Annotated in this window: 13 protein-coding genes; 3 read left to right on the forward strand and 10 right to left on the reverse strand. The window is 56.2% G+C overall.

Annotation, left to right across the window (positions count from 1 at the left end):
* The first annotated feature begins 3 nt into the window (after positions 1-3).
* Complete coding sequence (locus AC27KL_RS22755; RefSeq protein ID WP_487171162.1) at positions 4-1,011, forward strand: FecCD family ABC transporter permease; 1,008 nt, start codon at positions 4-6, stop codon at positions 1,009-1,011.
* Complete coding sequence (locus AC27KL_RS22760; RefSeq protein ID WP_487171163.1) at positions 1,008-2,015, forward strand: FecCD family ABC transporter permease; 1,008 nt, start codon at positions 1,008-1,010, stop codon at positions 2,013-2,015. Before AC27KL_RS22755 ends, AC27KL_RS22760 begins: the two co-directional genes overlap by 4 nt.
* Before the next feature lie 204 nt (positions 2,016-2,219).
* On the opposite strand, the gene AC27KL_RS22765 is transcribed toward AC27KL_RS22760, so the two are convergent.
* The 10 genes from AC27KL_RS22765 to AC27KL_RS22810 all read right to left on the reverse strand — a co-directional run bounded on the left by AC27KL_RS22765 (position 2,220) and on the right by AC27KL_RS22810 (position 13,124).
* Positions 2,220-2,657: a hypothetical protein gene (locus AC27KL_RS22765; RefSeq protein ID WP_487171164.1), complete on the reverse strand. Its 438-nt coding sequence runs from the start codon at positions 2,655-2,657 to the stop codon at positions 2,220-2,222.
* A 24-nt stretch (positions 2,658-2,681) separates the two neighbouring features.
* Positions 2,682-3,569 (reverse strand): ABC transporter ATP-binding protein, encoded by an 888-nt coding sequence (locus tag AC27KL_RS22770; RefSeq protein WP_339322695.1) that lies wholly within the window; start codon positions 3,567-3,569, stop codon positions 2,682-2,684.
* Entirely contained in the window at positions 3,566-4,579 is a 1,014-nt protein-coding gene (locus AC27KL_RS22775; RefSeq protein ID WP_487171165.1) for an ABC transporter ATP-binding protein, read from the reverse strand. The genes AC27KL_RS22770 and AC27KL_RS22775 overlap by 4 nt, the downstream gene beginning before the upstream one ends.
* 38 nt (positions 4,580-4,617) lie before the next feature.
* Positions 4,618-5,463 carry an ABC transporter permease gene (locus AC27KL_RS22780; protein ID WP_487171166.1) on the reverse strand — a complete coding sequence of 282 codons (846 nt, stop codon included), beginning with the start codon at positions 5,461-5,463 and terminating at the stop codon, positions 4,618-4,620.
* Between the two features lie 4 nt (positions 5,464-5,467).
* The gene (locus tag AC27KL_RS22785; protein WP_339322698.1) at positions 5,468-6,418 is read right to left on the reverse strand and encodes an ABC transporter permease; all 951 of its coding nucleotides are present in this window, start codon (positions 6,416-6,418) and stop codon (positions 5,468-5,470) included.
* A 181-nt stretch (positions 6,419-6,599) separates the two neighbouring features.
* Positions 6,600-8,213: an ABC transporter substrate-binding protein gene (locus AC27KL_RS22790; protein WP_487171167.1), complete on the reverse strand. Its 1,614-nt coding sequence runs from the start codon at positions 8,211-8,213 to the stop codon at positions 6,600-6,602.
* Positions 8,214-8,528: 315 nt separating this feature from the next.
* Entirely contained in the window at positions 8,529-9,479 is a 951-nt protein-coding gene (locus AC27KL_RS22795; protein WP_487171168.1) for a phosphotransferase family protein, read from the reverse strand.
* 183 nt (positions 9,480-9,662) lie between these two features.
* On the reverse strand, positions 9,663-10,640 hold the full coding sequence (locus tag AC27KL_RS22800) for a ring-cleaving dioxygenase (protein ID WP_339322700.1): 978 nt from the start codon (positions 10,638-10,640) through the stop codon (positions 9,663-9,665).
* A gap of 308 nt (positions 10,641-10,948) precedes the next feature.
* The gene (locus AC27KL_RS22805) at positions 10,949-11,899 is read right to left on the reverse strand and encodes a bile acid:sodium symporter family protein (protein ID WP_487171169.1); all 951 of its coding nucleotides are present in this window, start codon (positions 11,897-11,899) and stop codon (positions 10,949-10,951) included.
* Between the two features lie 163 nt (positions 11,900-12,062).
* A complete protein-coding gene (locus AC27KL_RS22810; protein WP_339322702.1) occupies positions 12,063-13,124 on the reverse strand; it encodes an LLM class flavin-dependent oxidoreductase in 1,062 nt (353 codons plus the stop codon).
* A gap of 260 nt (positions 13,125-13,384) precedes the next feature.
* Here AC27KL_RS22810 and AC27KL_RS22815 point away from each other — a divergent pair, with 260 nt between their 5' ends.
* Positions 13,385-14,428: a C40 family peptidase gene (locus tag AC27KL_RS22815; protein ID WP_487171170.1), complete on the forward strand. Its 1,044-nt coding sequence runs from the start codon at positions 13,385-13,387 to the stop codon at positions 14,426-14,428.
* Positions 14,429-14,430: the final 2 nt, after the last annotated feature.

Here is a 14,430-nt window from a genome sequence, read left to right on the forward strand (position 1 = left end):
GCGATGGACAAGAAAACTGGACGAATCCCATTTACGTATAAAATGCTTGCGGCGCTGCTGCTGCTGATTGCCGTCTTCGTGCTGGCGATGCTGGTCGGAGCCGCCGACGTTTCGGCCAAGGACGTATGGATGGCCTTGACCAGCAAAAGCGCCGGGGAAAAGCTGTCGATGATCCGGGAAATCCGCCTGCCGCGGGAGGTCGCCGCGATCTTCGTCGGGGCGGCGCTGGCCGTCGCCGGGGCGATCATGCAGGGCATGACCCGCAACCCGCTGGCCGACCCGGGGCTCCTCGGCTTGACGGCGGGCGCCAATGCCGCGCTGGCTGTCACGCTGGCGTTCCTGTCCTCCGTCAATTATTTCGGCCTGATGATCGCCTGCTTTATCGGCGCGGCCGCAGGCGCGGCGCTCGTCTTCGGGATCAGCGCCGTCAAACGGGGCGGCTTCTCCCCGCTGCGGATCGTGCTGGCGGGCGCCGCCATCTCCGCCTTTTTGAACGCCGTTGCGGACGGGGTAGGAATTACCTTCAAAATTTCCAAAAGCGTCTCCATGTGGACCTCCGGCGGCCTGATCGGGGCGAACTGGAGCCAGCTTCAGGTGATCGTGCCCTTTATCGTCGCCGGCATCATCGTTGCGATGCTGCTGTCCAAGCAGCTGACGATCCTCAGCCTGAGCGAGGAAGTGGCCGTCGGCCTCGGCCAGAAAACCGCGCGGATCAAAGCGATCCTGTTCGTGGTGACGGTCCTGCTTGCGGGCGCTTCGGTCGCGCTCGTCGGCAGCCTCACCTTCCTCGGGCTGATGATTCCGCATATCGTGCGCGCCATCGTCGGCACCGATTATCGGTTTGCGATCCCGATGGCGGCCGTCATGGGAGGAGCTTTCATGATGATCGCCGATACGCTGGCGCGCACGATCACTGCCCCGTACGAGGCGCCCGTCGCAGCCATTGTGGCGGTGCTGGGTCTTCCGTTCTTCCTCGTCATTGCACGGAAAGGAGGGCGGGCAAGCTCATGATCCATCCGTCACTAATCCGTAAGCAGCGTCTTATTATGCTGGCCCTGCTTATATTGATTGTACTGACCGTCGTCGTCGGCATGGGGCTCGGTTACGCTTCCCTATCCTTCGACCGGCTGATTCCGACGCTCCTTGGCCAAGGCACGTTCAAGGAAAATTTCGTATTGTTCTCCGTACGGCTGCCGCGAATCGTCATTACGCTGCTGGCCGGGATGGCGCTGGCCCTTTCCGGTTCGATTTTGCAGGGAATTACGCGCAACGACCTGGCCGACCCCGGCATCGTCGGCATCAATTCCGGCGCAGGCGTCGCCGTATCGATCTTCTTTCTCTTTGCTCCGATCGAGGCCGGCTCGTTCATCTATCTGCTGCCGCTGATGGCTTTCGTGGGAGCGATGGTAACCGCCCTCCTGATCTATGTCAGTTCGTACAGCCGCAAATCCGGCCTGCAGCCGGTGCGGATGGTGCTGATGGGCGTCGGCTTCTCCATGGCGCTTTCCGGCATCATGGTCGTGCTGATTTCGTCCGCCAACCGGGAGAAGGTCGATTTCATTTCCAAGTGGATCGCGGGCAGCATCTGGGGGACCGACTGGCCGTTTATCTGGGCGCTTCTCCCTTGGCTCGTCGTGCTGATTCCTTTTACGATGTACAAGGCCAACAAGCTGAACATGCTGTCGCTGAGCGAACCCGTTGCCATCGGCGCCGGCGTATCGCTGAACAAAGAGCGCGTTGTGCTGCTGCTGACGGCCGTTGCCCTGGCGGCTTCCGCCGTGTCGGTAACGGGCGGCATTGCCTTTATCGGCCTGATGGCGCCGCATATCGCCAAAGCGCTGGTCGGCCCGCGGAACCAGTTGTTTATTCCGGTGGCGATCCTGACCGGGGGCTGGCTGCTCGTGCTGGCCGATACGATCGGCCGCCAGGTCGCGAGTCCGGACGGATTGGCGGCGGGCATCGTGGTCGCGCTCATCGGCGCGCCGTATTTCATCTATTTGCTGCTGAAAAAGTAGCAGGTTTTCTTATAGAAAAAGCTCAAGCAAAGACGCGAATTCACCTCGCATCGCTTGAGCTTTTTTACACATATATTCATGTTATAATTCTCGGAACAACAGATAGCTTATGGGCGGTCGGCCTTTGTTTATTTATACGCGTCTTTACAATGTAGCATACCCTCACGGCATCGAACAGACAATTCATTTGCCGTATTTGCGTCCTTATCCTCTTTGCAGCGGCTCGATTCGGTACACGCCAGGCTTGCCGGCTTCCTCGCGAATGACCCAGCCGAACGACATGACGGACGCAAGGCGTTCCTTCTGTTCGGGAGTCAGCTCGGCGATCACCGCTTCTTGCCCCGGCTCGCGAATGACCTCCGGCTCGAAGCCGCAGGCAACCAAAATCCAGGAGCGGAGGCCGCCAAGCGTGTTGTACTTGATGGAATAACCTTTCGTTACCGCAGACTCGAACAACTCAGGTTCGGCCGCCGCCAATTCGGCCAATGCCTGATAATCGAACTCAAACATGCTCGTATCCTTCGGCAAATCGCGCTCGCGGACTCTGCGCAGCAGCTCTTCGTTGGACCAGCCGTATGCGCGGAGGCCTTCCAGCATTAATGCATCCCATTGGGACAGTTTGACGCGCTCATTTTTCTCCATGCTTCAATCAGCACCTCTAATCTTTTAATGGTCTGCCACGAAATGGCCCGGGCTCACTTCACGCAGCTCGGGCACCACGCCGTCATCGGCCGTGGGCACCTCGTATTTCACCGCCATTGTTTCGTTTGCCGTGCGCGGATCGGGAATCGGAATGGACGACAGCAGCGCCTTCGTATACGGATGCAGCGGGTTGTCGTACAGCTCGTCGCTTTCCGCCACTTCGACCAGGCGGCCTCTGTACATAACGCCGATCCGGTCGGAAATGTGGCGCACCATGGACAAATCATGCGCGATAAACAGGTACGTCAGACCGAATTCGGCCTGCAAGTCCTCCAGCATGTTGACCACCTGCGCCTGCACGGACACGTCCAGCGCGGAGATCGGCTCGTCGCATACGACGAAGTCCGGACGGACGGAAAGCGCCCGCGCGATCGAAATCCGCTGCCGCTGCCCGCCGCTGAATTCATGCGGGTAACGGTACAGATGCTCCCGTTTGAGCCCGACCTTTTCCAAGAGCCCCGCCACGAACTCCTTGCGCTCATCCGCCTTTTTATATATGCCGTGGATATCCATCGGTTCCCCGATCAAATCCAGCACGCTCATGCTCGGGTTCAACGAGGAGTACGGGTCCTGAAAAATCGTCTGAATCCGCCGGCGGAACGGCTTGAGCTGCTTGTCCCGCAGCTTGGACAGGTTTTGCCCGTCAAAAAACACTTCCCCTTCCGTATAATCGTACAGCCGGATCAGGCAGCGTCCGACCGTCGATTTGCCGCTCCCGGATTCGCCGACGAGGCCGAACGTCTCGCCCTTGCGGATTTGGAAGCTGACGCCGTCGACGGCTTTCAGCACTTCGCCGCCTTTCGTGAAATGTTTCTTCAGGTTGCGCACATCAACCATGATATTTTCGTTCATTGGCCGGTTTCCTCCTCCCCGAGCGCTTCTTTCAGCGTGCTTTTGTCCTGCACGAGCCAGCACAAGGAGCGGTGGCCTTCGCCAAGGTCCGCCATCGGCGGAAGCTCCGAGCATTTGCCGAACGCGTACGGACAGCGGTCCCGGAACGGACATCCCGCAGGCGGGTCGATCAGGTCGGGAGGCGATCCTTCGATCGGCACGAGCCGCTCGCGGTTTGCGCCTACGCGTTTCGGAACCGAACGCAGCAGCCCTTGCGTGTACGGGTGACCGGTCCGGTAGAAAATATCTTCGACCGTCCCCTCTTCCATGACCATGCCGCCGTACATGACGACGACGCGGGAGCAGACCTGGGCAACGACGCCGAGATCATGCGTGATGAGCAGCACGGCGGTATCCGACTCCGTCTTGAGCTGCTTTAGCAAATCGAGAATTTGCGCCTGAATCGTCACGTCCAGCGCCGTCGTCGGCTCGTCGGCAATCAGCAGCTCCGGACTGCAGGACAACGCCATCGCGATCATGACCCGCTGGCGCATCCCGCCGCTGAATTCATGCGGATATTGCTTGACGCGGCGCTCCGGCTCGGTGATGCCGACCTTGCGCAGCATTTCCACCGCTTCCGAAATCGCCTCTTTTTTTCCGAGCCCGCGGTGGCGCCGGATGACTTCCGCCATCTGGAAGCCGATCGTCTTGACCGGGTTCAGCGACGTCATCGGGTCCTGGAACACCATCGCAATCCGGTTGCCCCGGAGCTTGCGCCACTCTTTTTCGGTAAGGCCGCTCAAATCCTCCCCTTGGAACAAAACCTTGCCTTCCGTGATTTTCCCCGGAGGAGCAATCAGTCCCATAATCGCCTTGGCGGTCACGCTTTTCCCGCTTCCCGATTCGCCGACGATGCCGACCGTTTCGCCGGCACCCACATGAAAGCTGACGCCGCGGACCGCTTGGTTTTGCCCGTCCCTGGTCTGGAATGAGACCTTGAGCCCATCGACGGTTAGCAGTTGTTTTGTCATCTTGGTTTCTCACTCCTTCATCGCCTTACGCCGGCGGTTTATCTTTTGCCAAGCTTCGGTTCGAGACCGATGCGCAGTATATCGCCAAGTATGTTGAAGCAAAGCACGGTCACGAAAATGAGCAAGCCCGGGAACACCGCCATATACGGCGCATTGACCACGTACCCCTGCGCGCCGTTGAGCATGCTGCCCCAGGTCGCGTTTGGCGCCTGCACGCCGAAGCCCAGAAAGCTGAGGGACGACTCCATCATGATCGCCGAAGCGATGTTGTTGGTGGCACTCACGATGATGACCGACAACAGTCCCGGCAGAATATGCTTCCGTATGATTCCGAATGCGCTTTGACCGGAAGCCTTGGCGTACAGGACGTATTCCCTCTCCTTCAGCGCCATCGTCTCCGCCCGGACGACCCGGGCGATGCTCATCCACATCAGCAGCGAAATAATGACGATGATGTTGCCCACGCTCGGTTTCAAGTACACGCTGAGCAGGAGCAGAATGAGGAAGGACGGGATCGACATGATGATATCCAGCAGGCGCATCAACAGGCTGTCGAGCCACCCGCCGAAATAACCGCTGATGATGCCGACCGTCACGCCGATCGCCGTCGCAAAAATCATGGACAGAAAACCGACCGCCAGCGAGACGCGGCCGCCGTAAAGCGCCCTTGTGAACGTATCCCGCCCGTAATCGTCGGTGCCGAACCAATGCGCCTTGCTCGGCGGCTTCAGCCGGTCGAGCGCATTGATCTGGTTCGGATCCTTGGAGGACAGGAAAGCAAAGATCGCAGCCAAAGCGATGATCAGCAACACGATAACGGCGGCGATCCCCAGCTTGTTTCCTTTAAGCTCACGGGCAACATTAATCCATTTACTCCGTTTCATGAGATCACCTCGTTGTTTTAATTCTCGGATCGACGATGCCGTATAAAATGTCCGCGAGCAGGTTCCCCAGAATCAACAGAACGGACGAGAACAATGTGATGCCCATAATGACCGGATAATCCATGCCCCGCACGGCCGTCATGCCAAGCGATCCGATGCCCGGCCACGAAAATACCGTTTCGGTTACGATCGCTCCGGCAACCAAATCGCCCATGGACATGCCGACCAGCGTAATGACCGGCAGCACCACGTGCTTCAGCACGTGCCGGAACAAGATGATCCGTTTCGCCGAACCGAATGCGTACTGGATTTGCACATAGTCCTCTTTCAGCTGGCTGATGGTGCTCGAACGGATATACCGCACGTAGACCGTCAAAAAGCCGATCGCCAGCACCACGCAAGGCAAAATGCCGTGCCTGATGACGTCCAGCGCCGAATTGACGCCAATCGTGCGCATGCCCATGCTCGGCAGCCAGTGCATCTTAATGGAGAAAAAGTACATCAGCAATATCGCCAGCCAAAAAAGCGGAAGCGAAATGCCGATGTACGCGATCATGTTGACCAGTTTGTCGACCCAGCGGTTGCGGTTCGCGCCCGCGGCCAAACCGAGCGGAATCGCCAAAATGACGGCCAGCGCGATCGCCGACCCCATCAGTCCGGCCGTTGCGGGCAGCCGCTCCAAAATCTGTCCCATGACCGGTTTGTGGTTCACGAGCGAATAACCGAAATTGCCCGTCAAACCATTTTTGAGCCATATGAAATATTGAATGTACGCAGGCTTGTCCAAGCCGAGATTATGCCTGACGCGTTCAATGTCCTCCGCATGCATGTTCGGTGTAATAAAAGAACGCACGGGATCCCCGGGCGCCGCTTTCACCAAAATGAAGCAGACGATCGACACAAAAAACAGCATCGGCACGGTTTGCAACAATCTTCTGACGATCAGTCTTTTCATGCTCTTAGTCCCCCAGCTTAACATCCTGGATTTTGAATATGCCTATCTATCGTTTACCCACCTGAAAAAAATAAAGCTGGTTCCAGCACCGGAGGAGGGATAACCCCTGCTTCCAATGCTGGATGACCGGCTTGATTGTCGTTGATCTTCCCGGCTTTCGCGTCCGGTTTTATCGAAACCCTTATTTCTGGTACAGCTTGGACGGATCTTCAAAAATCACGACCGGCTTCAGCACGGCTTCGTCCAGGCCGCCGAATTTTTTATCCACGGCAACGATTGTTTTCGTATAGGCGATCGGGTAAATGACCGCATCGGCGGCAATCGTTTCCTGAAGTTTTTTGTAGATCTCTCCGCGTTTGGCCGTGTCGGCTTCGCCGGCGCCTTCCTGGAAGAGCTTGTCGACTTCCGGATTCGAGTAATGCGCGTAGTTGGAGTCGCTTCCCGTCGTGTACAAAATGCTGTATGCGTCAGGATCGAAGCCCATGATGTAACCCCCGACGGTCAGTTCGTAATCGCTGGTTTCCGGATTCGTGAACTTGTCGCTGAACGCGGATGCATCCATCGACTGGATTTCCACGTTGACACCGACATCCTTCAGCTTCTGTTGCACATAGAGCGCAATCGCCTCTTGGGCCTTGTTGCCGCTCGTTACGATAAAGCGCAGCGTTTTGCCGACGACGCCGTTTTTCTGCAGCAGTTCCTTCGCTTTTTCTACGTCGTTGTCGTACGTCGTGACGTTGTTGTCATGATACAGCCCGTCCGGCGTGACGAAGGATTTGGCCGGATCGGCATAATCAGGCGACGTGTAAGCCACTTGAATCAGCTCTTCGCGGTTCAGGGCGTAGGACAGCCCTTGTCTTACTTCCTTGTTTTTCATCAGGCCCGTGTCGCTGTTTTCGTTGAACAGCATGTAAGCCAGGCGGCCTTCGCTGTAGTTCTTCATTTCGAAATTGCCCGTCGCTTCGATCGTCGCCGCATCCTGCGGATCGACGTATTTGATGTTGATTTCGCCGTTTTGCAGGGCGAGGTTCGAGGCGTTCGCATCCTTGGAAATACGGTACGTGATCGTGTCCAGATGCGGCTTGCCGCCGAAGTAGTTGTCGAAGCGCTCCAGCGTCACGTATTCGCCCGTTTTGTATTCCTTGAACTTGAACGGACCGGAACCGACCGGCGTATTGTTTTTAGGACTCTTTTCGATGTCCGCTTCATGTTCGAAAATATGCTTCGGAATCGGCGTGACCTGAACGAGCGTCGCTTCGAATGCCGGGCTCACCTGCGGCAGCTTGAATTCCACCGTCGTGTCGTCGACTTTTACCGCTTTGATCGGTTTGCCGTGAATGATGAAGTTGCCTCTCAGCATGCTGTTTTGTTTCTCGTCCAAAATCTTGTCGATGGTGAACACCACGTCATCCGCCGTCAGCTTCTCTCCATCGTGCCAAGTCAGGCCGCTTTTCAGCTTCAATGTATACGTCAAGTTATCCGCGGACGGCTCCAGGCTGTCGGCGAGATAAAAGGTTTTCTTGCCATTATTCACTTGGAAAAGAGGCGCATAAAGGGCTTGGTCAATCGTCAAGCTGACGCGGTCCCCTGCATAGTTCGGGTTCAAAATGACCGGATCGGCCTGTACCCCGATGATCAGATTGCCTCCGTCTTTAGGCTGGTCGCCGGTTGTTTGCGAAGACCCGGAAGACGAAGCGTCCGAAGGTGCTGCCGAATTGCCGGCATCCCCGGAGCAAGCCGTGACCAGCATGGTCAGCAGCGTCAAAATAACGACCCCTGAAAAATATTTACGCATGATGTCTTATCCCCCACTCTCTATTGACTGTTTTCCATTGTATATCGGATTACTAGGAATTACAATCCTTATCCGATGCTTGCGATTTTTTCCCATTTTAGCCTTTTAACCGACTAAAACATCTACTAACTTTATTTTAGTGCCAAACTGTAAAAAATGCTATAACTATTTTCGAATTTTGTCGAAGTTTCGTGTCGAAATAAGGTGGTTTTAAGAAAAAAAGCCCTGCCGGCTTCCATCGGTAATACCGACATAACCGGGCGGGCTTAATCAGGTGTTTCATGCAGTATTTGGATCGCTTGCAAGCCGCCTGAATCATAGCTGCCTGGAGACGACGTCAAGCAATTCCCGCACGCGGTTCAGCAAATGATGCACATAACCGGCATGCGGCGAACGCCGGGCCACGATCCCTAACCTCCTCACGCCGATCCAGACGGCCCAAAGATCGATCTCCAGCTGATCCCATGCCGTCAGGGGAACGACGCTTCGGTATCCTTCGCTTAACGCCGGAAAACCTTTATACCGCTGTCCATCGTGAAGTTTGAAATGCCCCAGATCGTATAAAGGGCTGCTTCCCTGAATCTCGCCGAAATCAATGATCCCCGTGTAGGTCCCGTTGTCCTGGAAAATATGCGAATCGTCGAAATCCCCGTGAACAAGCCGCGGCTCATGCCGGCCCATCAGCGGGAGCCCACGTTCCATGACCCTGCGAATAATAGAGCCCTCCGCTTTGCTGAACAGCTTTTCCGATAAAAATTGCACGTCGTCCTCCAAAAATTCCAGAAGGTGTTCATCCGCCGAACGGTTCTCCCCCCGCAATACCGCGCCGTCTTCGTTCCGCCCTCTCCTGATCCAGCCAAAACCGTCTACCGGTATCCCGTGCACCAAGGCAAGCTGGCTGCCGGCATTCTCCATGACCCGTTCGTATGACGCTTGAGACGTTACCTGCCCGGCATGAACCCCAGGGATCTCCCGCACCAGCATCACGGACAAGCCAAGCTCCTCCTGAACAGGCTCAAAATGAAGCACTTCCGGCACCTGCACGCCTTTTTGCAGGAGCAGCCGATGAACAAGTACCTCGGGGGCAAAGCTCATATTCTGCTCCGGCAGAACCCGCAAATAAAAAATCCCGCCGTTCGCGGCAATGCGATATACATAAGTGGATACGCCCGACGGCTCCCTTTCGATTTGAAATGCGGTTGAACGAAAATATCGGCGGGCCAGGGCCGAAACTTGTTCCAGCTCCGGTTCTTGGTTTTTGTTCATAGGGACTCCTCCTCCGTTTTTCCTAGCTGGATTGTATACGACGGCGGTGCATTTCTCCCGGGAAAAAACGTTTATAGGGAAAAATTACGGAGTGTTCGGAAGGCCCGCTGCCTGGGCGAACCCGTGACGAAAAAAAAGAGGAGCTCATGGGCGGACCATGGACTCCTCTTCGGGGTCAAAACCTTATTCTTTCGTAAATTCAATCGTGCTGCGCACGGTGTCGATCGGACGGACCAGCTTCTCGATTTGTGCGCGTTTGGGCTCGAGGAACGGAGGCAGCGACAGCTTTTCGCCAAGCGTTTCATACGGCTCGTCGCCCATGAAGCCCGGACCGTCGGTCGCGAACTCGAACAAAATTTGCGGCGCCACCCGCGCGTACAGCGATTCGAAGAAATGGCGGTCGACATAACCGGAAGTCGAAAATCCGAACTGGCCCATCCGCTTGATCCAATGCTCCAGCGCGCTTCGGTCTTCGACGCGGAACGCCGCATGGTGAACGGTGCCGAAGCCTTGCCGGGACGGAGGCAGCACGGCGTTGTATTCCACGACGACCTGCGCCCCGTTGCCGCCTTCGCCGACCTCAAACAGATGGAAGGAGCCTTCTTTTGCAATCTCCTTGAATTCCATCGCTTTTTCCAGCACTTCCTTGAAGTAATCGAAGTTTGCGATCCGCACGAAAATCGGGCCAAGGCCGGTAATCGCGTATTCCAGCGGAATCGGTCCCTTTTGCCATGGCGTGCCGGACGGTACGCCCTCGTTGTTTTCGTCGGAAATCAGCTGGTACTGCTGATCGTCGAAGTCCACGAAGGACAGCGTCTTTTTCCCGAACATCTCTTTGATGCCGAAATGCTTGACGTTCATCCGGTCGAACCGTTTTACCCAATAGTCGAGCGCCGCGTCGCTGGGTACGCGGAACGAGGTTTTGGAGATTTCGTTCGTGCCGTGCACCCCTTTCGGAATGCCGGGGAAATCGAAAAACGTCATATCCGTGCCCGCGCTTCCTTTATCGTCGGCAAAAAACAGATGGTACGTTTGAATGTCGTCCTGATTGACGGTTTTTTTCACCAGGCGCATGCCCAGCACGAAGGTAAAAAATTGGTAGTTTTTCTCGGCGCTGCTCGTGATCGCCGTAACGTGGTGGATTCCTTTTAATCCATTCATGGCAGATTCCTCCTTGGGATTAACGTTCCCATTCGTTGTATTTAAAATCAATAAACTGAAGCTTACATAATTTATATTAAAGAATCTTTAATTCGAGATAAATATAACACTGAAGATCTTTCTTGTCAACAAATTTGCGAATGGATATAAACACCCCAAAAAACTGCCGCAAGCTTTGGGCTGGCATGGAGCATGACCTCGCCGCGGGGCATCCGGACCAGAGTGGACCGAAGTTTCCCGGGCCGGCACAAAAATAAGGCCACCCCTGACCGGGATGGCCTCTTTGCCGAAGGAACCGGGTATTTCCGTCAAGCGGTTTTCGATGCCGCTCCTTTTTCGGCGCGCCGGGCGAACCAGGTGGCCAGCAGCGAGCCGGAGATGTTGTGCCAGACGCTGAAAATCGCGCTCGGAACGGCCGCAACCGGATTAAAATGCGCCGATGCCAGCGTGGCCCCGAGACCGGAGTTCTGCATGCCGGTTTCGAACAATATCGCTTTGCGTTTGCTCAAGTTCATGCGGAAAAGTTTTGCGAACAAATAGCCCAGCGCATACCCGAGCAAGTTGTGCAGGATGACGACCGCGAAGATCAGCAGCCCGCTTTCGATGATTTTCGTTCTGCTGCCGCCGACGACGATCGCCACGATCAGCACGATCGCCAGCGTGGACACGAGCGGAAGGGCCTGGGCGCTCGCTTCGGCCTGCTTTTTGAACAGGGTCTTGACGATGACGCCGAGAACGATCGGCAAAATGACGACCATCAGGATGTCCTTGATCAGCGCGCCGCCGTCGATCGGCATCCAGCGACCCGCCAGCAGGCTGATCAGCGCCGGCGTGGCGAGCGGAGCGATCACCGTCGATACGGATGCGATCGATACGCCCAGCGCGACGTCGCCTTTGGCGAGCAGCGTCATGACGTTCGAAGAGGTGCCGCTCGGGCAGCAGCCGACCAGAATGACGCCCACGGCGATATCCGGCGGCAAATTCAGCACCAGCGCCAGCACGTAGGCAAGCAGCGGCATGATGATAAAATGGCCGACGACGCCGATCAGCACTTCAAACGGACGGCGAAAAACCTCGCGGAAATCGGCGGAGGACAACGTGAGCCCCATGCCGAACATGACGATCCCGAGAAAAAGCGATACGTACCCCTTTAAAGGGATAAAGACCTCCGGCATAAAAAAACCGAAACAAGCGAACAAAATGACCCATACGGAAAACGTTCCTCCGACAAAACGGCTTACTTTTGCTACGGCGTTCATGGCCTAACCTCACTTCCGGTGTAATGTCAACGTAAGAGTATTAGGCATCATTTTACGCCGATATGAAGATATTGACAATGGTAAAAATTTCATATTTCAGTCCGATATTATGATTTGAATTCACATAAAAAAAGAGAGGCATTACGCCCCTCTTTTGGCTGCCTTATTCCTGCGGCTCGCCCGCAGCTTCCCATTTTGCGACCTCTTCGCGCACGATCGGCGCGACCTTCGTTCCAAGCAGCTCGATGGCTTTCATCACGTCGTCATGCGGCATGCTGCCTACGGGAACGTGGAGGAAAAACCGGGTAATGCCCACCCGTTTGCGAAGATGGATGATTTTCCGGGCCACCGTCTCCGGATCGCCGACGTACAGCGCTCCCTCGAAGCTCCGTGCCATGTCAAAGCTGCTGCGGTCATAAGGCCCCCAGCCCCGCTCCCGGGCAAGGATATTCATGCTGTATTGCGTCGACGGGTAAAACTTATCCGCCGCAAGCTCCGTTTCCTCCGCCACGAAACCATGGGAATGGGAAGCCACGGGCAGCTTCGACAGATCATGTCCCGCATGCGCGGCCGCCCGCTTGTACAGCTGCACCAGCGGCGCAAACTGCGTCGGTCTGCCGCCGATGATCGCCAGCACGAGCGGCAGGCCGAGAAGGCCGGCGCGCACGACGGACTCCTGGTTGCCGCCGCTGCCGATCCAGACCGGGAGCGGATCCTGAACGGGACGCGGATAGACGCCGCGGTCCTGGATCGCCGGGCGGTGCCCGCCCTTCCAGGTTACCTTCTCCGACGCCCTGATCTTAAGCAGCAGCTCCAATTTCTCGTCGAACAACTCGTCGTAATCGTTCAGGTCATAACCGAACAACGGGAACGATTCGATGAAGGATCCCCTTCCCGCCATAATTTCGGCGCGTCCGTTCGAAATGCCGTCCAGCGTAGCGAAGTCCTGGAATACCCGCACCGGGTCGGCGGAAGACAGCACCGTCACCGCGCTCGTCAGCCGAATCCGCTTCGTTTGCGGCGCGGCGGCCGCAAGCACCATCGCCGGCGAAGAAACGGCATAGTCCTTCCGGTGATGCTCTCCGACGCCAAATACGTCTAGTCCCACCTGATCCGCCAGGATGATTTCCTCCACGACCTCCCGAATGCGCTCGGCATGGCTGAGTACGTTGCCGGTGCGGACGTCCGGCGTCGTTTCCGCAAAGGTACTGATTCCGATCTCCATGGGTGAGCCCCTCCCTTATCCATATATGTTTCGCTGCCAGGCAGCAGCTTAAACATGTGTATTTTAATAATTGATATCTTTATATTGAACTATTTGGCAGGGTTTTTCAAGCACCTGATTTCCTTCTATATTATGGCGGCATTATGGCGGCCGTTTCCCTTGCCATCATTTGGCACAAAACCAATTCGACATGGCGTCGTCCAACTATACGAAGAGAAATGTTGGGAACTCTTAACATCAGTCAACAAGGAGATGAAAGTATGTCCAAAAGCAAAGCGTTGCTTCTTTCTCTGTTAACGGCTTCGCTGCTTCACGCTGCCCCGACGCATGCTGCAAATGTGGCTCAGGTTCAGGAGGAAGCCAAGTCGGTATCGATTTTTCTGGACGGGCGCCAGCTTCAGCCTGAAGTGGAGCCTTACAACGTAAACGGTACCTTGCTCGTTCCGATGCGCGGGCTGTTTGAGGCGGAAGGCGCCCGATTGACTTGGGATAACGCCACCAAAACCGTCACCGCCAAAAAAGGGGACGCGACGCTTGTTTACCGCATTGGCGAGCACACCGCTTCCTTAAACGGACAAGCTTTATCCGTCGACGTTCCCGGCCAAATCGTAAGCGGGTATACGCTTGTTCCCCTTCGTTTCGTAAGCGAAGCGCTCGGGGGCACCGTAAAATGGGACCCGGGCTCGCGCACCGTTACCGTTACCTCGGCCATCCATGCGGAAACGTCCATTCTGTGGGGAGTGAACTTGCGCGACAAGCCCGACGCCGAGAAAGGCGCTTCGCTTGCCATGCTGGCCGCCGGGACGAAGGTCCATGTCCTGCAGGAGGTCAACGCCTCGTGGCTGAAGGTGCAAACGCCGGACAAAATCACCGGATACATATCGGCCAAACCGAAATATACCGATTATGCGAGCCCGAGCCTCGCCGAACTGCAGGGGGACGCACTGATCGCTTACGAGAAGACCTTTTGGGGCGCGCCGTATGTTTTCGGAGCTTCGCCGGACCAGACGAAAACGTTCGACTGCTCTTCCTTCGTCAAACGCGTCTTCCAAGACACGCTCGGGATCGATCTGCCGCGCGTTTCGTACGACCAAGCCAAAGTCGGCAAAGAAGTGCCGGTCGATCAGCTTCGCAAAGGGGACCTGCTCTTTTTCACCGCTCGCAATTTGCCCATCGGCCATGTGGCTATTTACGCGGGCGATAACCAAATCCTGCACACCTATTCCAAAGAGCTCGGCGTTCATATGGAAGCCTTTGACGGCCAGTGGAAGAAACGGTTCGTCACCGCGCGGAGAGTGTTTTAAAG

The organism is Paenibacillus sp. YAE3 (genome assembly GCF_057546105.1).

Bases quoted from the DNA above. Each gene is read 5' to 3' on its own strand.
- AC27KL_RS22755 (WP_487171162.1), top strand. From the start codon at position 4: ATGGACAAGAAAACTGGACGAATCCCATTTACGTATAAAATGCTTGCG.
- AC27KL_RS22760 (WP_487171163.1), top strand. From the start codon at position 1,008: ATGATCCATCCGTCACTAATCCGTAAGCAGCGTCTTATTATGCTGGCC.
- AC27KL_RS22765 (WP_487171164.1), bottom strand. From the start codon at position 2,657: ATGGAGAAAAATGAGCGCGTCAAACTGTCCCAATGGGATGCATTAATG.
- AC27KL_RS22770 (WP_339322695.1), bottom strand. From the start codon at position 3,569: ATGAACGAAAATATCATGGTTGATGTGCGCAACCTGAAGAAACATTTC.
- AC27KL_RS22775 (WP_487171165.1), bottom strand. From the start codon at position 4,579: ATGACAAAACAACTGCTAACCGTCGATGGGCTCAAGGTCTCATTCCAG.
- AC27KL_RS22780 (WP_487171166.1), bottom strand. From the start codon at position 5,463: ATGAAACGGAGTAAATGGATTAATGTTGCCCGTGAGCTTAAAGGAAAC.
- AC27KL_RS22785 (WP_339322698.1), bottom strand. From the start codon at position 6,418: ATGAAAAGACTGATCGTCAGAAGATTGTTGCAAACCGTGCCGATGCTG.
- AC27KL_RS22790 (WP_487171167.1), bottom strand. From the start codon at position 8,213: ATGCGTAAATATTTTTCAGGGGTCGTTATTTTGACGCTGCTGACCATG.
- AC27KL_RS22795 (WP_487171168.1), bottom strand. From the start codon at position 9,479: ATGAACAAAAACCAAGAACCGGAGCTGGAACAAGTTTCGGCCCTGGCC.
- AC27KL_RS22800 (WP_339322700.1), bottom strand. From the start codon at position 10,640: ATGAATGGATTAAAAGGAATCCACCACGTTACGGCGATCACGAGCAGC.
- AC27KL_RS22805 (WP_487171169.1), bottom strand. From the start codon at position 11,899: ATGAACGCCGTAGCAAAAGTAAGCCGTTTTGTCGGAGGAACGTTTTCC.
- AC27KL_RS22810 (WP_339322702.1), bottom strand. From the start codon at position 13,124: ATGGAGATCGGAATCAGTACCTTTGCGGAAACGACGCCGGACGTCCGC.
- AC27KL_RS22815 (WP_487171170.1), top strand. From the start codon at position 13,385: ATGTCCAAAAGCAAAGCGTTGCTTCTTTCTCTGTTAACGGCTTCGCTG.